This window comes from Sphingomonas sp. GC_Shp_6 (assembly GCF_026540835.1).
Lineage (GTDB): Bacteria > Pseudomonadota > Alphaproteobacteria > Sphingomonadales > Sphingomonadaceae > Sphingomonas.
Genome location: NZ_JALNUO010000004.1, coordinates 198,071 through 218,964, shown reverse-complemented (window position 1 = coordinate 218,964; position 20,894 = coordinate 198,071). Strand labels below are relative to the sequence as shown.

The 20,894-nt window shown below is 70.1% G+C and carries 18 protein-coding genes; 5 read left to right on the top strand and 13 right to left on the bottom strand.

The features are described 5' to 3' along the window. Positions 1-20 precede the first annotated feature (20 nt). Positions 21-1,100, top strand: coding sequence for a DUF2336 domain-containing protein (locus OXQ95_RS07365; protein WP_267381006.1), 1,080 nt, complete (start codon positions 21-23; stop codon positions 1,098-1,100). After that, positions 1,097-2,482, top strand: a complete 1,386-nt coding sequence (locus OXQ95_RS07360) for a HAMP domain-containing sensor histidine kinase (protein WP_267381005.1) — start codon at positions 1,097-1,099, stop codon at positions 2,480-2,482. Before OXQ95_RS07365 ends, OXQ95_RS07360 begins: the two co-directional genes overlap by 4 nt. Here OXQ95_RS07360 and OXQ95_RS07355 read toward each other — a convergent pair. Genes OXQ95_RS07355 through gltX form a run of 3 tightly spaced genes read right to left on the bottom strand, consistent with a single transcriptional unit; the run spans position 2,447 to position 5,375 of the window. Continuing rightward, entirely contained in the window at positions 2,447-2,653 is a 207-nt protein-coding gene (locus tag OXQ95_RS07355; RefSeq protein ID WP_267381004.1) for a hypothetical protein, read from the bottom strand. The genes OXQ95_RS07360 and OXQ95_RS07355 overlap by 36 nt on opposite strands. Continuing rightward, positions 2,653-3,936, bottom strand: coding sequence for a citrate synthase (locus tag OXQ95_RS07350; protein WP_267381003.1), 1,284 nt, complete (start codon positions 3,934-3,936; stop codon positions 2,653-2,655). The genes OXQ95_RS07355 and OXQ95_RS07350 overlap by 1 nt, the downstream gene beginning before the upstream one ends. Positions 3,937-3,956: 20 nt before the next feature. After that, positions 3,957-5,375, bottom strand: a complete 1,419-nt coding sequence (gene gltX / locus OXQ95_RS07345) for a glutamate--tRNA ligase (protein ID WP_267381113.1) — start codon at positions 5,373-5,375, stop codon at positions 3,957-3,959. Positions 5,376-5,460: 85 nt separating this feature from the next. On the opposite strand from gltX, the gene OXQ95_RS07340 reads away from it, so the two are divergent. Continuing rightward, positions 5,461-7,656 (top strand): ComEC/Rec2 family competence protein, encoded by a 2,196-nt coding sequence (locus OXQ95_RS07340; RefSeq protein ID WP_267381002.1) that lies wholly within the window; start codon positions 5,461-5,463, stop codon positions 7,654-7,656. Here the strand turns inward: OXQ95_RS07340 and lexA are convergent. The 6 genes from lexA to OXQ95_RS07310 are packed head-to-tail and all read right to left on the bottom strand — an operon-like array spanning position 7,647 to position 12,380. Beyond that, positions 7,647-8,315 (bottom strand): transcriptional repressor LexA, encoded by a 669-nt coding sequence (gene lexA, locus OXQ95_RS07335; protein ID WP_242096963.1) that lies wholly within the window; start codon positions 8,313-8,315, stop codon positions 7,647-7,649. The genes OXQ95_RS07340 and lexA overlap by 10 nt on opposite strands. Positions 8,316-8,370: 55 nt before the next feature. After that, positions 8,371-9,552: a gephyrin-like molybdotransferase Glp gene (gene glp, locus OXQ95_RS07330; RefSeq protein ID WP_267381001.1), complete on the bottom strand. Its 1,182-nt coding sequence runs from the start codon at positions 9,550-9,552 to the stop codon at positions 8,371-8,373. Next, positions 9,549-10,016 (bottom strand): cyclic pyranopterin monophosphate synthase MoaC, encoded by a 468-nt coding sequence (moaC, locus tag OXQ95_RS07325; protein WP_267381000.1) that lies wholly within the window; start codon positions 10,014-10,016, stop codon positions 9,549-9,551. Before moaC ends, glp begins: the two co-directional genes overlap by 4 nt. Next, entirely contained in the window at positions 10,013-10,789 is a 777-nt protein-coding gene (gene trpC / locus OXQ95_RS07320) for an indole-3-glycerol phosphate synthase TrpC (protein ID WP_242096966.1), read from the bottom strand. The genes moaC and trpC overlap by 4 nt, the downstream gene beginning before the upstream one ends. Continuing rightward, positions 10,786-11,781: an anthranilate phosphoribosyltransferase gene (trpD, locus tag OXQ95_RS07315; protein WP_267380999.1), complete on the bottom strand. Its 996-nt coding sequence runs from the start codon at positions 11,779-11,781 to the stop codon at positions 10,786-10,788. The genes trpC and trpD overlap by 4 nt, the downstream gene beginning before the upstream one ends. Then, positions 11,778-12,380, bottom strand: a complete 603-nt coding sequence (locus OXQ95_RS07310) for an aminodeoxychorismate/anthranilate synthase component II (RefSeq protein WP_242096968.1) — start codon at positions 12,378-12,380, stop codon at positions 11,778-11,780. Before OXQ95_RS07310 ends, trpD begins: the two co-directional genes overlap by 4 nt. A gap of 30 nt (positions 12,381-12,410) precedes the next feature. Between OXQ95_RS07310 and OXQ95_RS07305 the strand changes: the two genes are divergently transcribed. Next, positions 12,411-12,941, top strand: a complete 531-nt coding sequence (locus OXQ95_RS07305; protein WP_346731925.1) for a hypothetical protein — start codon at positions 12,411-12,413, stop codon at positions 12,939-12,941. 15 nt (positions 12,942-12,956) lie between these two features. On the opposite strand, the gene trpE is transcribed toward OXQ95_RS07305, so the two are convergent. Continuing rightward, a complete protein-coding gene (gene trpE / locus OXQ95_RS07300; RefSeq protein WP_267380998.1) occupies positions 12,957-14,462 on the bottom strand; it encodes an anthranilate synthase component I in 1,506 nt (501 codons plus the stop codon). Continuing rightward, positions 14,443-16,398 (bottom strand): peptidylprolyl isomerase, encoded by a 1,956-nt coding sequence (locus tag OXQ95_RS07295; protein WP_267380997.1) that lies wholly within the window; start codon positions 16,396-16,398, stop codon positions 14,443-14,445. The genes trpE and OXQ95_RS07295 overlap by 20 nt, the downstream gene beginning before the upstream one ends. Positions 16,399-16,510: 112 nt before the next feature. On the opposite strand from OXQ95_RS07295, the gene tpiA reads away from it, so the two are divergent. Further along, entirely contained in the window at positions 16,511-17,260 is a 750-nt protein-coding gene (tpiA, locus tag OXQ95_RS07290; RefSeq protein WP_267380996.1) for a triose-phosphate isomerase, read from the top strand. A gap of 19 nt (positions 17,261-17,279) precedes the next feature. On the opposite strand, the gene OXQ95_RS07285 is transcribed toward tpiA, so the two are convergent. Both OXQ95_RS07285 and OXQ95_RS07280 read right to left on the bottom strand, forming a co-directional pair. After that, the gene (locus tag OXQ95_RS07285; protein WP_267380995.1) at positions 17,280-18,647 is read right to left on the bottom strand and encodes a leucyl aminopeptidase family protein; all 1,368 of its coding nucleotides are present in this window, start codon (positions 18,645-18,647) and stop codon (positions 17,280-17,282) included. 2 nt (positions 18,648-18,649) lie between these two features. Further along, the gene (locus tag OXQ95_RS07280; RefSeq protein WP_267380994.1) at positions 18,650-20,119 is read right to left on the bottom strand and encodes a serine hydrolase domain-containing protein; all 1,470 of its coding nucleotides are present in this window, start codon (positions 20,117-20,119) and stop codon (positions 18,650-18,652) included. Between the last annotated feature and the right edge of the window lie 775 nt (positions 20,120-20,894).

Genomic DNA, 20,894 nt, shown 5'->3' with positions numbered 1-20,894 from the left:
CGGAGCGGCTAGCAGGACGCATGTCGGTCGAACCAGACACCTCAGAGCCGCGCGGCGCCAGCGCCCCGGTCCGCGTGCGCGCCGCCCGATCGCGCGCCGATGCGCGACTGTCCGGTGCGATCGCGGATTATTTCCTCGCCGATTCGGATCGGCTCGACGATCGGACGCGGGCGATGATCGCGCGGCTGCTGAATGCGCTGATCGAGGGGCTGGCATTTGATATCCGCCGCCACGCCGCGCGCCTGCTCGCCACGCGCGGTGCGCCCGCGCTGGGCGAGGCGGTATTGAAGGCGCGCGGCGATATCGCTCAGCGGCTGACGCGCGCGGGGCTGCTGCGCGACCGTGCGCTGATGGACGAGCTGATCGCGCGCGTCCGCCAGGATCTGCTCGGCGACGCGCTGCCGTCGGCGGTGGGTGGCCCCGACGAGGCGAGCCTGCTCGTGCGGCTGATCGAGGGGCCGGATACGATCGTGGCGGCCACCGCGTCCGCGCTGCTCGCCGCCCAGTCGCGCCGGCGCTCGGCGAACATCGGCGGGACGGTCGCGCCGAACGAACTGCCCGCCGAGCTTCATCACCGCCTGGTCTGGTGGGTGGCGGCGGCGCTGCGCAGCGACGATGACGGCGCGGTCGACCATGCGCTCGCCGAGGCGGCGCAGCGCAGCCTGGGGGCGCATGACGAGGGCGAGCGCGTCGAGGCGGTGGCGATGCGCCTAGCCGCGGCGATCGATGCCGCGCCCGAGGAGCTCGCCATGTTGCTGACCGACTCGCTCGGCGATCGGCAGCCGGCGTTGTTCGCGGCGCTGCTGGGCCATGCGCTCGGCTATGATTACGACGCCGTCCGCGCGCTGATGATCGAGCCCGAGGGCGAGCGGCTGTGGCTGGCGCTGCGCGCGGTGGCGTGCGGGCGCGAGACGCTGGCACGCGTGGCGCTCGCGCTTTCCGAAGCCGATCCGCGCCGCGACATCGAGGCCTTCGCCGATGCGCTGGACGACATCGCTGCGGTGGACCCCCATGTCGCCCGCATGGCGCTGGGCCCGCTCGCGCTCCACCGGGACTTTCGCGAGGCGATCGACTCGCTCGCACGTTGTGAGACGCCATGAACGCACCGATCGCCCATCCCGTCGCGCATGCCGTAGTCGATGCCGATGGCCATCTGCTCGACGCCGATCCCGCCATCGTGACGCTGAACGCGCGCGCCGGCGGCACGGTGGGCGAGGCGCTGGCGGTGCCGCAGCTCGCGACGATCGCGCGGCTGGCGCGGCGGTTGGGGATCGTGGTGTCGCGCGGTGTGATCGTGTCGGACGACGAGGCGGATATCGATCTATGGGTGCGCGCGCAGCCGCAGGGCGACCTCATCCGGCTGTCGGTCAGCGGCTGGCGCGAGCTCCAGCCGTGGCGGAGCGGCCCGCGTGGCGCGCAGGCCGAACTGGATTTCCAGCATGCCGATGCCGACTGGCGCTGGGAGACGGACGCGGCGTTGCGCCTCACCTTTCTCAGCCTCGATGCGGGGCCGCGGCACGGCTTCGACGCGCTGGCGCTGCTCGGCCGCCCGCTGACCGCGCTGTTCGCGCTCGACACCGATGATGGCGAGGCGATCCCGCTGATCGATTCGCTTGCCCGCCACCGGCCGCTCGATGCGCAGCCTGCGCGGCTGAAGGGTTCGGGGCGGCCCCTGGTCCTCTCGGCCGTGGTGCGGCAGGATGCGCACGGCGCGTTCGCCGGCTTTTCCGGGTCGGTGCGGATGGCGGAGACTGCGCTCGCCGCGCCGCCGCAGCCCGAGCCTGCGCCACTATCCACCACCTTCACCGAAGGGCTGGACAAGGTGCTGCGCTCCCCGCTCGCGCGGATCATCGCCAATGCGGACAGCATCAACGCGCAGGCCGACGGCCCGCTGCGCCAGGATTATGTCGATTACGCCGCCGATATCGCGGGGGCGGGGCGCCACCTTCTGGGGCTGGTCGACGATCTGGTCGATCTCCAGGCGATCGAGCGCCGCGATTTCGCGCTCCCCGTCGAGCCGATCGACCTGGCCGATGTGGCGCGCCGCGCCGCCGGCCTGTTGTCGGTGCGCGCCGCCGATGCCGGGGTGACGATCAGCCGCCCGGCGGCGGGCGACGGGCTGTCGGCGCAGGGCGATTTCCGCCGGACGCTCCAAATCCTCGTCAACCTGATCGGCAATGCCGTGCGCTATTCGCCACCGGGCGCGTCGGTCGACGTGGCCGTCGCGCGCGCGCGCGGGCAGGCTATCGCGACGGTGACCGACCGGGGCAAGGGGATCGCGCCCGACGATCAGGCGCGAATCTTCGAGAAGTTCGAGCGGGTCGACACCAGCGAAGTCGGTGGCAACGGCCTCGGCCTCTATATCGCCCGGCGGCTCGCGCGCGCGATGGGCGGCGATCTCGATGTGGAAAGCGCGCCCGGCGAAGGCGCGCGCTTCACCCTCACGTTACCGGCGGCCGATCCGGCGCGCGGCGAGTATTAGCGCCAACCCGATCACCGCGAGTGCCGCACCGCGATCCGCCCAGGCCCGCTGTTCGAGCATGAAGCTCGAGGCGGGCCAATGGACGTAACCCAGCCCCTGGCCGATCCAGAGCAATCCCATCAGCGTGGCCAGCACGCCGATGACGATCAGGATCGGCCGGAGGCGTGCCATCACCGCTTGTCCGCCGGCACATATTCGCGCTGCGTCGGGCCGGTGTAGAGCTGACGCGGCCGGCCGATCTTCTGGTCGGGATCGGTAATCATCTCGTTCCACTGCGCGACCCAGCCGACGGTGCGGGCGAGCGCGAAGAGCACGGTGAACATGGACGTCGGGAAGCCGATCGCCGACAGGATCACGCCCGAATAGAAATCGACGTTCGGGAACAGCTTCTTCTCGACGAAATAGGGATCGTTGAGCGCCAGTTCCTCGAGCTGCAACGCCACGTCGAACACGGGATCATTGACCTTCAGCTCGGCGAACACCTCGCGCACCGTCTGCTGCATCACGGTCGCACGCGGATCGTAATTCTTGTACACGCGGTGGCCGAAGCCCATCAGGCGGAACGGATCGTTCTTGTCCTTGGCGCGCGCGATATATTCCGGGATGCGATCGACCGTGCCGATCTCGCGCAGCATGTTGAGCGCGGCTTCGTTCGCGCCGCCATGCGCGGGCCCCCACAGGCAGGCGATGCCGGCCGCGATGCATGCGAACGGGTTCGCGCCCGACGATCCGGCGAGGCGGACGGTCGAGGTCGAGGCGTTCTGCTCGTGATCGGCGTGGAGGATGAAGATCCGGTCCATCGCGCGCTCGATCACCGGGTTCACGACATAGGGCTCGGCGGGTACGCCGAACGTCATGCGCAGGAAATTGCCCGTGTAGCTGAGCGAATTGTCGGGATAGAGGAAGGGCTGGCCCAGGCTGTACTTGTAAGCCATCGCCGCCAGCGTCGGCATCTTGGCGATCAGCCGGTGCGAGGCGATGGTGCGCTGTACCGGATCGTGGACGTCGGTCGAATCATGGTAGAAGGCGCTAAGCGCGCCGACCACGCCGCACATGATCGCCATCGGATGCGCATCGCGGCGGAACCCGCGGAAGAAGGTCGCGAGCTGCTCGTGCACCATGGTGTGACGCGTGATCGTGCCCGTGAAGGCGTCGAGTTCGTCGGCGGTGGGCAGTTCGCCGTTCAGCAGGAGGTGGCACACCTCCATGAAGTTCGACTGTTCCGCCAGCTCGCCGATCGGATAGCCGCGGTGGAGCAGCACGCCCTCGTCACCGTCGATATAGGTGATTTCCGAGCGGCAGCTCGCCGTCGAGGTGAAGCCCGGATCATAGGTGAACGCGCCGGTCTGGCCATACATCTTGCGGATATCGACCACATCGGGGCCGATCGTGCCCGACAGGACCGGATATTCGAAGTCCTTGCCGTCGAGGGACAGTTTGGCTGCGTCGCTCATGATCGTGATCCTTCCTCGCTTTACGGAGCCATCCGGTCGGCGATCCGGGCCAGGCTCTCGTCGCGCCCGAGCAATGCGAGCACGTCGAAGATGCCGGGCGACGTCCTGCGTCCCGTCAGCGCGACGCGGAGCGGCTGGGCAGCCTGGCCGAGCTTCAAGCCCCGCTCTTCCGCCACCCGGCGTACCGCGTCTTCGAGCGCCTCCGTATCCCAGTGGTGCACCGCGTCAAGCGCGGCGTGCAGCGCCCCCAGCGTCGCCGGCGCGTCGCCCTCCAGCAGCGGGGCCGCATCGGCATCGATCGCGAGCGGTCGCGTGGCGAAGAGGAAGGCGGCGCCGTCCGCCAGCGCGTTCAGATTGGCCGCGCGCGGCTTCATCGACGGCATCGCGCGGGCAAGCAGGTCGACCGTATCCGGCCGGCCGATCCGCGCGGCGACGAGCGCCGCGAGCCGCGAATCATCCGCCTCGCGAATATAATGGCCGTTGAGATTTTCGAGCTTCTTCAGATCGAAGCGCGAGGGGCTCTTGCCCACGCCCGACAGATCGAACCAGGCGATCGCCTGATCCCGGCTGATGATCTCGTCATCGCCATGCCCCCAGCCGAGGCGCAGCAGATAATTGTCCATCGCCTCGGGCAGGATGCCGAGTGCGTCGCGATAGGCGTCGATCCCCACCGCGCCGTGACGCTTGCTGAGCTTTGCGCCATCCGATCCGTGGATCAGCGGGATGTGCGCATAGACCGGCTCGGGCCAGCCCATCGCGCGGATGATGGGCAATTGGCGGAACGCGTTGTTGAGATGGTCGTCGCCGCGGATCACGTGAGTCACGCCCATGTCGTGATCGTCGACCACCACTGCCAGCATATAGGTGGGCGTGCCATCCGAACGCAGCAGGACGAGATCGTCCAGCTCGGCATTCTGCACAGTCACCGCGCCCTGCACGCGATCGACGATCGTCGTTGCGCCCTCGGTCGGTGCCTTCAGGCGGACCACATAGGGCGCGCCATCGGGCGCTGCGTTTGGCGCGCGGTCGCGCCAAGGGCTGCGGATGCGCAGCGGCTTCTTTGCCGCCTCCGCCTCGGCGCGCATCGCGGTCAGTTCGTCCTGGGTCATGTAGCAGCGATAGGCATGACCGTTCGCGACCATAGCATGCGCGACCTCGGCATGGCGCTCGGCACGCGCGGCCTGATAGACGGGCGGCTCGTCGGGCGCGAGGCCCAGCCAGTCCATGCCGTCGAGAATGGCGTCGATCGCCTCCTGCGTGGAGCGTTTGCGATCGGTGTCCTCGATCCGCAGCAGGAACTTGCCGCCGTTCGCGCGCGCATAGAGCCAGTTGAACAGCGCCGTGCGGCCGCCGCCCAGATGCAGATAGCCCGTCGGCGACGGCGCGAAGCGGGTGACGACCGCGGCGTTGGGGGCGGCGGCGGACGGGGCTCCGCCAATCCCGGTATCGGTATCGGTTGCGCTCAAGCGCGCCTACTCCCAGACTGTTTGATCGATGGCCTCTTTCGCCGCGGCAGCCCCTAGCATGCGCGTTTCGCGCCGACAATTCGGCGCGCGGGCGGGCGATGCGCTCGAACGCTGGCTGGAGGCGGAGCGCGACCAGCTCGCCTTGTGGGTGCCGGTCGCGATGGGGGCCGGGGTGGCGGCGTGGTACGCGCTGCCCGATGCGGCGGCATGGACGGCGGCGGTGCTGGCGATGCTCGGTCTCGGCCTCATGGCGTTGGCGGTCGGCCGGGGCGGGCGCGCGGCGCGGGCGGCGGCGATCGCGCTGTTGATGGCGGCCTTGGGGGCGATGCTGATCTGGGCGCGCGCGGAGCGTGTCGCCGCCCCGGTGCTCGGCGCGCCCGCCATCGCCAGCTTCGCCGGCATGGTGGAGCGCGTCGAGCCGCTGCCAGCGCGCGACCTCGTGCGGCTGACGCTGGCGCCGCGCGCCGGTGCGACGGGCGTGGACGGCGAACCGGTCGCGCTGCCGGCGCGCGTACGCGTGAACCTCGCCACCGCCGACGCGCCCCGGGGCGTGACGCCGGGCGCGGTGGTGGCGCTGCGTGCGCGGTTGATGCCGCCGGCCCCCCCGACCGTGCCCGGCGCCTATGATTTCGCGCAAGCCGCCTGGTTCGCGCGGATCGGCGCGACCGGGCGCGGCTTCGCGCCGGTGCGGCTGGTGGCGGCCGGGGCGCCGGGATCGGGGCTGCGCGCCAGCCTTTCGGCGCATATCGAATCGAAGATCCCCGGCAGCGCGGGCGGCATCGCCTCCGCACTCGCGACCGGCGACATGGGCGCGATCACGCAGGACGATTCGGATGCGATGCGTAAGGCTGGGCTGGCGCATCTGCTCTCGGTGAGTGGGTTGCACATCACCGCCGCGGTGGCGGCGACGATGCTGATCGTGATGCGGCTGCTCGCGCTCAGCCCGACGCTGGCGCTGCGCGTCCGACTGCCGATGATCGCGGCGCTGGCGGGCGCGGCGGCGGCAATCGGCTATACGCTGCTCACCGGCGCGGAGGTGCCGACGATCCGGTCCTGCGTGGCGGCCTTGCTGGTGCTGGCGGCGTTCGCGCTCGGGCGGCAAGCGATGACGCTGCGGCTCGTCGCGACTGGGGCGGTGGTGGTGCTGCTCGCCTGGCCCGAGGCGGTGGCGGGACCGAGCTTCCAATTGTCGTTCGCCGCGGTCACGGCGATCATGGCGCTGCACGAACATCCGCGCATCCACGCGCTGTTCGGCCCGCACGAGGAGGCGCGGGGACGGCGGATGCTGCGCGAGGGCGGATCGCTGCTGCTTACCGGGCTGGTGGTCGAACTCGCGCTGATGCCGATCGCGGTGTTTCACTTCCATAAGGAGGGGGTGTACGGCGCGATCGTCAATCTGGTCGCGATCCCGCTGACCACCTTCGTCGTCATGCCGCTGGAGGCGCTGGCGCTGCTGTTCGACGGGGTGGGGCTGGGCGCGCCCTGGTGGTGGCTGACGGCGCGGTCGCTCGATCTGCTGCTGTGGATGGCGCGCGCCACCGCGGCGGCGCCGGGATCGGTCGCAGCCCTGCCGGCGATGCCGACCGGCGCCTATGCGCTGACGATCGTCGGCGGCTTGTGGATCGCGCTGTGGCGGACGCGGGTGCGGCGTCTAGGCGTCATCCCGCTTGCGATCGGCGCGCTCTGGGCGGTCACGACGCCCGCGCCCGATCTGCTGGTCACCGGCGACGGACGCCATGTCGCGATGCGCACGCCGGAGGGCGGCCTCGCGCTGCTGCGCGACCGCACCGGCGACTATACCGCGACGACGCTCGGCGAGAATGGCGGCGTGCTGGGGCTGCCCGAATTGCTGTCCGATCGGAACGACGCCCGGTGCAGCCGCGACGCCTGCATCGCCGATCGTGTGGCGGCCGGCCGCCACTGGCGCATCCTCGCGACACGCAGCGGCTATCGGCTGGAGGCGCCCGAGCTGATCGCGGCGTGCGCGACGGCGGACATCGCGATCAGCGAGCGCTGGTTGCCCAAGGCGTGCCGCCCGCGCTGGCTGAAGCTCGACAAGCCAGTGCTCGTGAAAACCGGCGGCGTGGCGATCACGCTTGGGCGCGGGGTCATGACCGTCCGCGATCCCGCCGATCGCCACCCCTGGCGCGATGCGCCGACGCTTACGGTCGTGCGCCGGGACCGTTGGCCCGCACGGCACGGCTGGCGTGTCAGCGATCCGCGCGCCCGCGAAGGCCGTTCGCCTCAATCGTAGCGGCGCAGGATCCCGGACAGTTTGCCCTGTACGCGCACCTGCGCGGGCGCATAGCGCTGCGGATCATAGGCGCGATTTGCCGGGTCGAGCCGGACCATCGCGCCCTCGCGACGGAAATATTTGAGCGTCGCCTCGCTGTCCTCGATCAGCGCGACCACGATCTCGCCGTCACGCGCCGTCTCGGTGCGGCGGATGAGCGCGTAATCGCCGTCGAGGATCCCCGCCTCGACCATCGAATCGCCCGAGACTTCGAGTGCATAATGTTCGCCCGAGCCCAGTAGCGCTGCGGGCACCGCGAGCATCGAACTGCCCTCGAACGCCTCGATCGGCACACCGGCCGCGATCCGGCCGTGGAGCGGGATCTCGATCACGTCGTTGGCGGCCTGCGGCACCGGCTTCAGCTCGGGCGCCTTGGCGGGCTTGGTCGCCGCCTTCTTCTCCGGCCGTTCGGGCATGCGTAGCACCTCGAGCGCGCGCGCACGGTTCGGCAGGCGGCGGATGAAGTTGCGCTCCTCGAGTGCCGAGATCAGCCGGTGAACGCCCGATTTCGATTTCAGGTCGAGCGCCTCCTTCATCTCCTCGAACGACGGAGAGACGCCCGTTTCGTTCAGGCGATCGTTGATGAAGCAGACGAGCTCGTGCTGTTTGCGCGTGAGCATGGCGATCCTCCGTCCAGAACAGACGTCGAACTTATACGGAACATAAAAATTGCCGTCAAGCGATGACGAGGATTTCCGCCGAGTCGCCGGCGCGGGCCGCGGGGGCATTCGCCGCGCGCACGATCAGGCAGTTCGCGCGCGCCAGCGTCAGCAGCATCGAACTGTCCTGGATCGACGACGCGTAGGCGAGCCCGTCGCGAAGCTGTCCGCGCAGATAATCGGTGCGCGCGTTGTTGGCCGGCAGATCCTCGCCGAGCGTCGTGCGAACGGTGGGCGGAAAGGGATCGGCCGCCCCGGCCAGATGCGCGACGAGCGGCTTCACGAACAGCACCGCGGTGACGAACGCCGAAACGGGATTGCCCGGCAGCCCGAGCAGCACGGCGTCGCCCAGCCGCCCCGCCATCATCGGCTTGCCGGGGCGAAGCGCGATCCGCCAAAAATCGATCGTTCCGCCCGCCGCCTCCAGCGCGGGGCGGACGAGATCGTGATCGCCGACCGACGCGCCGCCGGTGGTGACGAGCAGATCCGCTTCGACCGAGGCGAACGCATCGCGCAGCGCGTCGAGCCGATCGGGCAGGATGCCGAGATCGATCACATCGACGGGCAGGTCCGCCAGCATCGCAGCGAGCATCGCGCCGTTCGACTCGGGCAATTGCAGCCCCGTAAGCGTCGATCCCGGCGGCACGAGTTCGTCGCCCGTCGCCGCTACCGCCACGCGGACCCGGCGCCTTACGTGCAAAATGCCGCGGCCGCTCGTCGCCGCCACCGCGATCCGCGCGGGCGTCAGCCGCTCGCCCGCCGCCACGAGCCGGTCGCCGATGGTGAAATCCAGGCCCTTGCGCCGCGTGTTGCGCCCTTCGGTCATCGGGCCTTCGCCGTCGAGCATCACCCGGTCGCCGTCGCGCGCGGCCTCTTCCTGGATCAGCACGGTGTCCGCGCCTTCGGGCATGCCGGCGCCGGTGAAGATCCGCACCGTCTCGCCCGCGCCGACATGGCCGGCAAAGGGCCGCCCCGCCGCGCTTTCCCCGATCAGCCGCCAGGGGCCGTGCCGGTCCGCGAACCGGATCGCATAGCCGTCCATGGCGGACAGATCGGCTGCCGGCTGGGTGCGCAGCGCGGTCACGTCCTCCGCCGCCCAGCGGCCCGCTGCCTCGCGCAAGCCGACGCGTTCGGTGGGTAGGCGCGGCGACAGGGCGAAGAGCCGCGCCTGCGCCTCGGCGACGGGGACGAGCGTCACGCCTGCCAGTGCCCGGACTTGCCGCCGCGCTTGGCCAGCAGACGGACGCCGTCGATCGTCATCGCCTTGTCCAGCGCCTTGGCCATGTCGTACACCGTCAGCAGCGCGACCGAGACGGCGGTGAGCGCCTCCATCTCGACCCCGGTCTTGCCGTCCGTCGCCGCGGTCGCGGTCGCGGTGACGCCGCCGTCGTCGAGCGCGAGATCGATCGACACGCGGGTGAGAGGCAGCGGGTGGCAGAGTGGCACGAGGTCGCTGGTGCGCTTGGCGGCCATGATGCCGGCGACTCGCGCCACCGCGAGCACGTCGCCCTTCTTCACCGCGCCCGCCGCGATTGCCGCGGCGGCGTCGCGTGCCATGGAGATCCGTCCGGTCGCCACCGCCTCGCGCGCGGTGGCCGCCTTGGCGCCGACATCGACCATATGCGCGGCGCCGTCGGCGTCGAGATGCGTCAGGCCGGTCATCCGATCAGCGCGCGCGTGGCCGCCTCGACATCGTCGGCACGCATCAGCGCTTCGCCGACCAAGAAACAATGGATGCCGTGCGCGGCCATCGCGTCGAGATCGGCGCGGGTGGTGAGACCGCTTTCGGCGACGAAGGTGCAATCCTTGGGCGCATGGCGAACGAGATCATAGGTGCGCGCGAAATCGACGCTGAAGTCGCGCAGATCGCGGTTGTTCACGCCGATCAGCCGCGATTTGAGCTTCAGTGCGCGCTCCAGTTCGCGCGCGTTATGCACCTCGACCAGTATGTCGAGATGGCATTCGCGTGCCGAGGCCTCGATCTCCGCCAGCACGCCGTCATCGAGCGCGGCGACGATCAGTAGGATCGCGTCCGCGCCGAGCCCGCGCGATTCGGTCGCTTGCCAGGGATCGACCATGAAGTCCTTGCGGATCACCGGCAGCGAACAGGCGGCGCGCGCCTCGACCAGATCGGTGTCGCAGCCCTTGAACCATTCCTCGTCGGTCAGCACCGACAGGCACGCGGCGCCCCCGGCCTCATAGGCGCGGGCATGCGCGGGCGGATCGAAATCGCTGCGGATCAGGCCCTTGGAGGGACTCGCGCGCTTGATCTCGGCGATGAGCGCCGGGCCGGACTTCGCATCGAGCGCGGCGCGAAAGCCGCGCACCGGGGTGGCGGCGGCGATCCGCTCGTCGAGCACCGACAGCGGCGTCGTCGCCTTACGCGCGGCCACTTCGGCGCGCTTCGTCTCGAGGATTCGTTGCAGCATGTTCATCGGTAGGCGATCCATCGCTCGAGCAGCGCAAGCGCCGCCCCGTCATCCAACGCCGCGCCTGCGGCTTCGGCTCCGGCGGCCAGCGAGCCGCTGTGCCCCGCCACCATCAATCCCGCCGCGGCATTCAGCAGCACCGCGTCGCGGTATGCGCCGCGCTCCCCCTCCAGCAGCCGGCGGAGGGCCGCGGCGTTATAGGCCGGATCGCCACCGCGGATCGCAGCAATCGGGGTGCGGGGCAGGCCGGCATCCTCGGGCGCGACGCGTGCGGGCAAGGCGACGCGACCGACCGCGCGGACGACGCTGGGGCCGGCGGCCGACAATTCGTCCAGCCCCTCCTCGCCCGAAACGACCAAGGCCGCCTCGGTGCCGAGCTGTTCGAGCGCGTCGGCATAGACGGCCACGTAATCGGGCCGCGCGATCCCGATCAGCTGGCGCGTGACGCCCGCTGGATTGGCGAGCGGGCCCATCAGGTTGAAGATCGTCCGCCGCCCGATGCGTATGCGGATGGGGGTGATGCGCGCCATCGCCGGATGGTGGTTGGCCGCGAACAGGAACGCGATGCCGATGGCGTGGAGGCTCGCCTCGGCCGAAGCGCCGGCGCGTTCCATGTCGAGGCCGAGCGCCTCCAGGGTGTCCGCGGCGCCCGCCTTGCTGGAGGCGGCGCGGTTGCCATGCTTGGCCACCGGCACGCCGCATGCCGCGACGACGAGGCTGACCGCGGTGGAAACGTTCAGCGTGTGATGACCGTCGCCGCCGGTGCCGCACACGTCGATCGTGCCGGCGGGCGCCGTGATCGGGATCAGCCGGGCGCGCAGCGCACGCGCGGCCTCCGCGATCTCGATGCTGGTCTCGCCGCGCTCGGTCAGCCCGATCAGGAACGCGGCGATCGCGTCGTCCGAGGCGCGGCCCTCGAGCAGATCCTCGAACGCGGCGCGCGCGCTTTCGCGCGACAGCGGCGTCGTCGGATCGGGCAGCAGCGTGGTCACCGTCATGGCCTGGGCGTCAGTCGTTCGGGCAGCGTGTGAGCGATGCCCGCCAGCCGCAGGAAGTTCGCGAGCATCGCATGGCCGTGTTCGGTGGCGATGCTCTCGGGGTGGAACTGCACGCCGTGGATGGGCAGCGTCGCGTGGCGGAAGCCCATGACGATGCCGTCCACCGTGCGGGCGTTGACGACGAGCGTGTCGGGCGCGTCGTTCACGATCAGCGAATGGTAGCGCGTCGCGGTGAAGGGCGAGGGCAGGCCGGCGAACAGCCCGGTGCCGTCATGGTCGATCGGCGAGGTCTTGCCGTGCATCAGCCCGCCGCGCTCGACCCGGCCGCCGAAATGCTGGCCGATCGCCTGATGGCCGAGGCACACGCCCAGCAGCGGCCGGCCGCTGTCGGCGGCCGCAGCGACGAGGTCGAGCGAGATGCCCGCCTCGTTGGGCGTGCACGGCCCCGGCGACAGCAGGAATGCCTGGGCCCCCGAGGACAGCGCCTGCCCAGCGGACATCGCATCGTTGCGCACCACCTCGACCTCGGCCCCCAGCTCCATGAGATAGTGGACCAGGTTCCAGGTGAAGCTGTCGTAATTGTCGACGACGAGGATCATGGGGCGCGCTTGTAGACGAAGGCGCCGGGCGTGCAACGGCTGGTTGCGGTGGTGAAATCCGCACGCGCGCTGGCGGTGGTGGACGGCGCACCCATATTCGTTGCGGAGCTATGCGCGTTTTGCGACGTTACGCCTTCAAAGGAGAAGCTCATGTACCGGACCCTGCTCGCCGCCGCCCTCATTCTCGCCCCCGGACTGGCCGCCGCGCAGGACCAGCAGGCGGCCACCGGACAGCCGCCCAAGCGCATCCGGAGCGTGTCGCTGCTGCCCGACCAGAAATGCCCCGCTTCGACCGCGACCGAGGTCGTGGTGTGCAGCCCGATAGGCAACCCCTACCGCATTCCCAAGGCGCTGCGCGACACTGGCCCGATCGCCGCCTCCAACCAGAGCTGGGTGAACCGCACCGCGACCGCGGACCAGATCGGCCGAGTCGCCGGAGGCCTGCCGGACACCTGCTCGCCGGTCGGCACGGGCGGGCAGTCTGGCTGTTCGATCCTGCGCAACCAGGAATATGCCGCCGATCGTCGCGCGCAAAAGGCTGGCGCCGACAGCGTTCCCTGAGCTGCCGGATCTAACTTACTGGCCGAAGCCCGGATCGGCTGCCCGCGCGGTCGCGTCGCGGGCGGCGGCCAGGATCGCACCCGCCTTCGCCTCGCACTCGCGCTGTTCGGAGGCGGGATCGCTGTCTGCCACGATCCCGGCGCCAGCCTGCGCATGGACGACGCCGTCCTTCACCACGGCGGTGCGCAGCACGATGCACGAATCCATCGATCCGTCGGGCGAGAAATAGCCGACGCCGCCGGCATAGGCGCCGCGGCGTTCGGGTTCGAGTTCGCCGATGATCTGACACGCGCGTACCTTGGGCGCACCGCTCACCGTACCCGCCGGAAAACCCGCGAACAGCGCGTCCAGCGCATCCTTCTGCGGCGACAGCGTGCCCACGACGTTCGACACGATGTGCATCACATGGCTGTAGAGTTCGACGGTATAGCTGTCGGTCACGCGCACGCTGCCGGGCGCGGCGGCGCGGCCGACATCGTTGCGGCCGAGATCGAGCAGCATCAGATGCTCGGCGCGTTCCTTGGGATCGGCGAGCAGGCTGGTGCGGTTCGCGTCGTCCTCGGCCGACGTGCGTCCCCGCGGCCGCGTGCCCGCGATCGGGCGGATCGTCACCTCGCCGTCGCGCACCCGCACCAGGATCTCGGGGCTCGACCCGATCAGCGCGAAGCCCGGCAGATCGAGATGGTAGAGGAAGGGCGAGGGATTGATCCGCCGGAGCGAGCGATAGAGTTCGAAGGGCGGCAGCGCGAAATCGGTGCTGAAACGCTGCGCCAGCACGACCTGAAAGATATCGCCCGCGACGATATAATCCTTCGCGCGCGCCACCATCTCGCCATAGCGACCGGGGGGAAGCGCCGGGGTGTAGACCGGCTCCGCCAGCGGCGCGCGTACCGGCGGGGGCAGGGGCGTGTTCGCCAGCCGGGCGGCCAGCGCGTCGAGCCGCTCTTCCGCTTCGGCGACGATCGCGGCCGGGTCGCGCTGCGCATCGGGCCAGGCCGGCGCGACCGTGTAGAGCGTGTCGGCCAGCCGATCGAACACCAGCACGACCGAGGGCCGCACGAACATCATGTCGGGCAGGCCCAGCGGATCGGCCACGGGCTGTGGCAGCGTCTCGACCAGCCCAACCGTCTCATAGCCGAAATAGCCGACCAGGCAGGCGAGCGCGCCCGGAAGCCCCTCGGGCACCTCGGCGCGGCATTCGGCGACCAGCGCGCGCAAGGCGGCGAGCGTGGGAATGCCTGCCGGTTCGAAAGCACCGCGATCGGTCGCCCAATGGCGGTTGATCGCGGCGTTGTCGCCCTCGGCGCGGAAGACGAGATCGGGGGCGAGGCCGATCAGACTGTAGCGCCCACGCGTCGCGCCGCCTTCCACCGATTCGAGCAGGAAATCGCCGCGCCCGGGCTCGATGAGCTTCAGCGCCGCCGCGACCGGCGTCTCGGTATCGGCCACTGCGCGCCGCCAGAGCAGCGCCGGGCGGCCGCCCTGCAGCGCGGCGTGCGCGTCAGTTGGCAGCGGAGCCACCCTGGCCGAGCAGCCCGGCGCGCACGCGGGCGACCGCGGCGGCGTCGATCTTCACGCCCATCTGCGCGCGGACGGCCTTGGCGAACTGCTCGACATATTCGCGGCCCACGCCGCGCGCGAGGTCGCTGCGCGTGGCGAGCAGCATCGCCTGGTTGCCGGCCGCATCGCCCGGCACGATGGTGTCGAGCTTGATGACGTACCAGCCGGCGCCGTTCGGCGCCTCGAGCAGCTTGGCGCTGCCCTTGGCCATCGAGAACATCAGCGCGAGAGGCGGCGGCACGCCCTGGGGGTTGGCCGCCAGTTGCGCGCGCGACGCGGCGATCGGGCGCGACGGCGGCAGCGCCGTGCCGCTCTGCGCGAGCGCAGCCTGGAGCGGCGTGCCCTTGTTCACGCTGGCCAGCACCGTGCCCGCCACCTTGCGCGCGGCGATGCGGGCGCGATCGGCCTGGATGTCGGCGGCGACCTGTGCCTTCACCTGCGCCAGCGGACGCGGCGCGGCGGGCACGATCCGGCCGAGCGCCACGACCGCGAAGCTGCCATCGGCGCCGGTCTGCACGAGCTGCGGCGCATCGCCGTCGCGCGCGGCATAGCCGGCGGCATAGACCTGCGCGAGCGTGGGGTCGGGCTTGGCCTCGGGATGATCGGGATCGACGCCCGTCTGGAGGACGCCGGGCGTGGTCTGCGGGCTGAGCTTCTGATCGGCGATCACCTCGTCGAACGTGGCGTTCTTGCCGAGCGAATCGTCGATCGAGTCGTGGATGGCGGACAGCGCTTGGAGCGTCTTGGTCTTGCCGAGTTTGGTCGCAAGCGCGTCGTGCGCCTGGGCGAGCGTCTTGCCCGGATCCTGCCGCACCGCCTCGACGCGCGCGACCGTCCAGCCGAGCGCACCGCGGATCGGGCCGACCACCGCGCCCTTGGCGGCGGCGAACACCGCATCCGCCACGGCGGGGGCGGTCGTGCCGGCATAGGCCGGTTTGGTCACGTCGGTCTGGGTGGAGGCTTCGAGCCCCGCCGCGCGGGCGGCGTCGGCGATCGGCGTGCCGGCCTTCACCTTGGCGGCGATGGCGTTGGCACCCGCCTGGTCGATCGTCACGACCTGGACGATCGTGCGCTTCTCGGCCGGCGCGAAGCGGGCCGCCTGCGCCTTGTAGGCGGCAGCGATCTCGGCATCGGTGGGCGTCGCGCGCGTCTTCATCGCATCGGCGGTGATGACGGCATAGCGGATCACGCGGCGCTGCGGCACGGTGTAGCGCGCGGCGTTGCGCTGATAGAAGGCGGCGATCTCGCCGTCGGTCGGCATAGCGCCCTTGGCCATGGCGGCGGCGGGGACGAAGCCGATCGAACCGGCGCGCTTTTCGAGCAGCAGCGAGGCATAGGGCAGCGCCAGTTGCTGCGGCACCTGCGTCGCGCCCATGTTCGGCTGGATGAGCTGTTGCGCCAGCGTGTCGCGCGCGATGTCGCTGCGAATCTGCATGTCGGTCAGGTGGCGCTGCTGGAGCAACTGCTGATAGATCTGCGGCGAGAATTTGCCCGTGGGGCCCTGGAGGCCGGGGATGCTGGCGATCTGCCCGTCGACCGCGCGGCGGCTGACGACCATGCCCTGATCAGCGCCGAACTGATCGAGCGCGAGCGAGGTGACCGAGCGTTCGAGCGTGCCGTCGAGCCCGCCCTGCGTGACGAAGGTCGCCATGTCGAGCGTCGGCTGCTGCTGGCGGAACGTCTCCATCTCGTTCTGCACGCGGGCGCGCAGTTCGGCGGCGGTCAGCGTCGTCTTGCCCACCTTCGCCACGTCGTCCGCGGTCATCCCGCCCGCGCCGTTGGTGCGCAGCCCGGTCACGTCGCCCGCCGCGAACGCCAGCGCGATCACCCCGAGCACGATGAAGGTGACGACGATGCCGGCCTTGGAATTGATGATGCGGCGAAAGAAACCGAGCATGGACGACCGATCGTGATGGAGAATGCTCCGCCGCTTTAGGGGGCAGGGCAGCGGGCTTCAAGCGGGCGCCTGCATGCGCTACCGGGCGGGATCGAACGAGAAGGGGATGGGAATGGCGCGTCGCAAGCTGGTGGCCGGCAATTGGAAGATGCATGGATCGCTCGGCAGCCTGTCGGAGCTGGACGGCGTGGCGGCGGCGGCGCGGCAGGCGCCGGGCATCGACGTCGCGGTGGCGGTGCCCTTTACGCTGATCGCGCCCGCCGCGTTGCGCGTGCCGGGCTTGGCGATCGGCGCGGAGGACGTGCACGAGGCCGAGCGGGGCGCACATACCGGCTGCGTCTCGGCGGCGATGGTGAAGGAGGCAGGCGCCACCTTTACGCTCGCGGGGCATAGCGAACGCCGCGCCGATCAGCACGAGACCAGCCACGACGCCTGGGCGAAGGCCGCGGCGGCGCACCGCGCGGCGCTTCGCGTCATCCTGTGCTGCGGCGAGACCGAGGCGGAGCACAATGCCGGCCGCGCCGAGCGCGTCGTCCAGTCGCAGATCGAGAAATCGGTGCCCGACGATGCGGATGGCGACTGGTTCACGCTCGCCTATGAACCGCGCTGGGCGATCGGCACCGGCCGCACGCCGACGCTGGAGCAGATCGGGGCGATGCACGCGATCGCGCGCGCCAAGCTGGCCACGATGATCGGCGATCGCGCACAGGCGGTGCGGATTCTCTATGGGGGATCGGTGACCGGCGACAATGCGGGCGCGATTCTTGCGGTCGAGCATGTCGACGGCGCGCTGGTCGGCGGCGCGAGCCTCACCGCGGCGAAGTTCGTGCCGATCATCGAAGCGGCGGCGGTTGGCGCCTAGGCCGCCGCCGCCGCCACGCTCAGCCATAGCGCGCCTTCAGCACCGCGAAAGCGGCGCGCAGGCCGTAAGCCTCGCCACCCTTGGGCCGGCCGGGCTTTGCGGTTGGGCGCCAGGCGAAGACGTCGAGATGCGCCCAGGGTATGGTGGCCGGCACGAAGCGGCGCAGGAACAAGGCGGCGGTGATCGCGCCGGCAAAGCCGCCATCGGGCGCGTTGACGAGGTCCGCGACGTCCGATTTCAGCAGCTCGTCATAGCCGTCCCATAAGGGCATCCGCCACAGGGGATCGGTCTCGGCCGTGCCCGCCGCGATCAGTTCGGCGGCCAGCGCCTCGTCATTGGCGAAGGTAGGCGGCAGGTCCGGCCCGAGCGCCACGCGCGCGGCGCCGGTGAGCGTGGCGTAGTCGAGGATCAGCGCGGGCTTGTCCTCCACCGCCCTGGCCAGCGCGTCGCCCAGCACCAGCCGCCCCTCGGCATCGGTGTTGGTGTTCTCGACCGTGAGCCCCAAGCGCGTCTTCAGCACATCGCCGGGGCGGAAGGCGTCGCCGGCGATGCTGTTCTCGACCGCGGGGATCAGCAGGTGCAGCCGCACCTTCAGCCGCGCGGCCATTACCAGACCGGCGAGCGCCAGCGCATGCGCCGCGCCACCCATGTCCTTCTTCATCAGCCGCATGCCGGCCGAGGGCTTGATGTCGAGCCCGCCGGTGTCGAAGCACACGCCCTTGCCGACGATCGCGATCCGGGGATGTTCGGGGGCGCCCCATTCGAGTTCGATCAGGCGCGGCTCGCGGCCCTTGCCGGCGGCCTGTCCCACCGCCTGGATCATCGGATAGCCCTGCACCAGCGCGTCGCCGCGCGTGACCGTGACGGTCGCGCCATGGCGTTTCGCCAGCGCCTCCGCCTCGGCCTCCAGCGTGGCGGGCCCCATGTCGGACGCGGGGGTGTTGACCAGATCGCGCACCAGCGCGGTCGCCTGCGCGATCCGCACGCTTTCGTCGATCGCGGCCGGATCGGTGGTGAGCAGCACGCGCGGCCCCGCATCCTCCGCCTTGCGATAGCGGTCGAAACGGTATTGGCCGAGCATCCAGCCGAGCGCGCCCGCCGCCGCGTCGCCGCCCGTCAGCCGGTAACGCCCTTCGGGCAGCGCCTCGGGCAGTTTGGCGAGGCTCCACGGCCCCGCCTCGGCGATCGCGGCGACCATGTGCCAGTCCGTATCGCCGGCGATCAGGATGTGGCTGCCCGGCTTGCCGGTGAAGCGCTGCGCCGCCACCGCCATGCGGGTGGCCGCCGGCTGCCGCGCGAGCCAGGTGTCGAACTCGGCCGCCGTGACGATCTCGATCGCATGCGCGCTCTGCCCGCGATCGGGCTGGAGGAGGGTGGCGTAATCCATCGTCAATTCACCGGGCTCAGCAGAAATTGTTCGTAGCGGCCGGACCAGCCGGGTTCGGCATAGGTGGCGAGCGCGAAGCTTCGGTCGCCATAGGTGACGCGGTAGTTGCGGTTGACGAAGCCGCCGCGCAGCCGGGGCTTGCCGCGCTGTTCGAAGACGCCGGGCACCCCCAGCGGCGCGAGGCTGGTGCGATAGTCGCCGAGCGTCACCGGGGTGAAGTAATAGTTCGCATCGTCGGTCAGGCGGGTGCGATCGAGCGTGCCGTTCGTCAGTTGCGCGAGCAGCGCCTTGGCGCCCGTCAGCGCGGCCGCGTCGCCGGCGTCGGGCGCGGCGGGCGGCAGCACGACGGCGGCGATCCCGCTGGCAATGGCGGTGAAGGCGTCGCCCGACCAGCTGTTGGTCAGCACCACGATCGCCGCCTTGTCGTCGGGATAGACGATGTTTTCGCTGAGAAAGCCGACCGCCTCGCCGCTATGCTCCACGATCCGCCGGCCGTCGCGCGTGCCGATCGAGACGCCGAGGCCATAGCCGGTGGTCGTGCCGTCGGCCAGCTTCACCGGCGTTTCCTGCGCCTGCCAGTCGGCGGGGGTGAGCAGCGTGCGGTCGAGCCGCGCGATATCCCATTTGGCCAGATCGGCGGCGGTCATCGCCAGTTCGCCCGCGGCATAGAGCCAGCCGCGCGCGGGCGGCTGCACGGCGCGCACCGGACCCAGCGCGGCGCGGCCATAGCCCTGCGGATAGGCCTTGCCGATCGCCAGATCCTGGTCGATCGGCGTCATGCCCAGCGGCTTGAAGATATGGGTTTGCAGAAAGGCGAGCAGCGGTTCGCCCGAGACCTTCTCGACGATCAGGCCGGCGACGACATAGCCGGTGTTCGAATATTGCCACTGCGTGCCGGGCGCGAAATCGAGCGGCTTCTTCGCCCAGCGATCGACAATGCCCTGCGGGGAGACCGGCGTCGCCATCGCCTTGAAGCTGTAATCCTGCGGCCAGTAATCCTGCAGTCCGGAGGTGTGGCTGAGCAGTTCGCGGATCGTGATCGTGTCGCCGCCGCTGATGCCGGGCAGATATTTGGCGACGGTGTCGTCGAGGCTCAGCTTGCCCTGGTCCGCCAGCAGCAGCACCGCGGCGGCGGTGAATTGTTTGGAGATCGACGCGATCTGGAACGGCAGCCGCGCATCGGCCTGCGGGATCGCTTCGGACGCCTTGCCATAGGCCGTGGCCAGCACGATCCGGCCGCCGCGCACCACCGCGATCGACACGCCGGGCGTGCCCGTCTTCGCCAGCGCGGTCGCGACGACGCCGTCGATCCGCGCGGTTTCGGCCGGGCTGAGCTGCTGCGCCGTGGCGGGCGCGGCGAGGACGAGAAGCCCGGCCAGCGCGAGGCGAAGTGGAGGAAGTGGAGGCGTGCGGCGGGTGTTCCACTTCGCTGCAGGGGGCGGGGCGGATCGACGGGGCTGGGACGCATTCATCGCGCCAGTCTGGCATGGGATGCGCCTGTAGGACAGACCCCGCGCGCGTGTTTCCCGGCGAAGGCGGGGTGGTAAACACGAGGTCTGATTGGACGATGTTTTTTAGGGATTGGTCCGGTCATGCGTCCGCCGATGCTCACGTCGATGGTTGGCGGCCGGATGTCGCAGAGCGTTGGCTCAGTCCCGACGTCCGGTTAGCGCTGTACGTCTTAGTTTAGGTGGGGAGTGCTCGGGCAGGTTTCGGGAGCGGCCATGGCCAAAGCAGACATTCCGCAACGGCCTTATGCAACAGCTAAGTCTTTGATCTCACGGCCGTAGCGCACCGTTGCGGAGGGAAACCCTTTCGCAACAACGAGTCCTATTCACTGTATCGTGATTCGGTCGTATGCTGCGGTATGGAACCGCTTCTGATCGGTGCTGCTTTGATAGGCGGCCTGGGCGCTGGAATAAACTATATCATCGCCAGGTGGGCTCCTCCTGCCGCTGGTCGCGTTGCTTTGTTTATGTCCATAGTCTCGATGTTGGGCCTCTTAATCTATTGTGGTATTAGATTTGGGCTGGCCATACAAACGAATGACATGCGGTATGTGGGCGCCGATATGGCGCTAGGAATTGCGCTGATCATCACGTTGGTTTGGGTGCCGAGCGTCTGCTTGGGGGCATGGAAGGGGCGATCCGAAAGGTAAGCAAGTGACTGATCGGCGTTGCAGAAGGTAGCCTTTTTGCAACGGGAACGACGACCGCTTACAGGCGCGATGAAAAGCGCCGCGAACGG

Bases quoted from the DNA above. Each gene is read 5' to 3' on its own strand.
- OXQ95_RS07310 (WP_242096968.1), bottom strand. From the start codon at position 12,380: ATGATCCTCGTCGTCGACAATTACGACAGCTTCACCTGGAACCTGGTC.
- tpiA (WP_267380996.1), top strand. From the start codon at position 16,511: ATGGCGCGTCGCAAGCTGGTGGCCGGCAATTGGAAGATGCATGGATCG.
- trpD (WP_267380999.1), bottom strand. From the start codon at position 11,781: ATGACGGTGACCACGCTGCTGCCCGATCCGACGACGCCGCTGTCGCGC.
- OXQ95_RS07280 (WP_267380994.1), bottom strand. From the start codon at position 20,119: ATGAATGCGTCCCAGCCCCGTCGATCCGCCCCGCCCCCTGCAGCGAAG.
- OXQ95_RS07355 (WP_267381004.1), bottom strand. From the start codon at position 2,653: ATGGCACGCCTCCGGCCGATCCTGATCGTCATCGGCGTGCTGGCCACG.
- OXQ95_RS07340 (WP_267381002.1), top strand. From the start codon at position 5,461: ATGCGCGTTTCGCGCCGACAATTCGGCGCGCGGGCGGGCGATGCGCTC.
- OXQ95_RS07295 (WP_267380997.1), bottom strand. From the start codon at position 16,398: ATGCTCGGTTTCTTTCGCCGCATCATCAATTCCAAGGCCGGCATCGTC.
- lexA (WP_242096963.1), bottom strand. From the start codon at position 8,315: ATGCTCACGCGCAAACAGCACGAGCTCGTCTGCTTCATCAACGATCGC.
- OXQ95_RS07360 (WP_267381005.1), top strand. From the start codon at position 1,097: ATGAACGCACCGATCGCCCATCCCGTCGCGCATGCCGTAGTCGATGCC.
- OXQ95_RS07350 (WP_267381003.1), bottom strand. From the start codon at position 3,936: ATGAGCGACGCAGCCAAACTGTCCCTCGACGGCAAGGACTTCGAATAT.
- OXQ95_RS07285 (WP_267380995.1), bottom strand. From the start codon at position 18,647: ATGGATTACGCCACCCTCCTCCAGCCCGATCGCGGGCAGAGCGCGCAT.
- moaC (WP_267381000.1), bottom strand. From the start codon at position 10,016: ATGACCGGCCTGACGCATCTCGACGCCGACGGCGCCGCGCATATGGTC.
- trpC (WP_242096966.1), bottom strand. From the start codon at position 10,789: ATGAACATGCTGCAACGAATCCTCGAGACGAAGCGCGCCGAAGTGGCC.
- OXQ95_RS07365 (WP_267381006.1), top strand. From the start codon at position 21: ATGTCGGTCGAACCAGACACCTCAGAGCCGCGCGGCGCCAGCGCCCCG.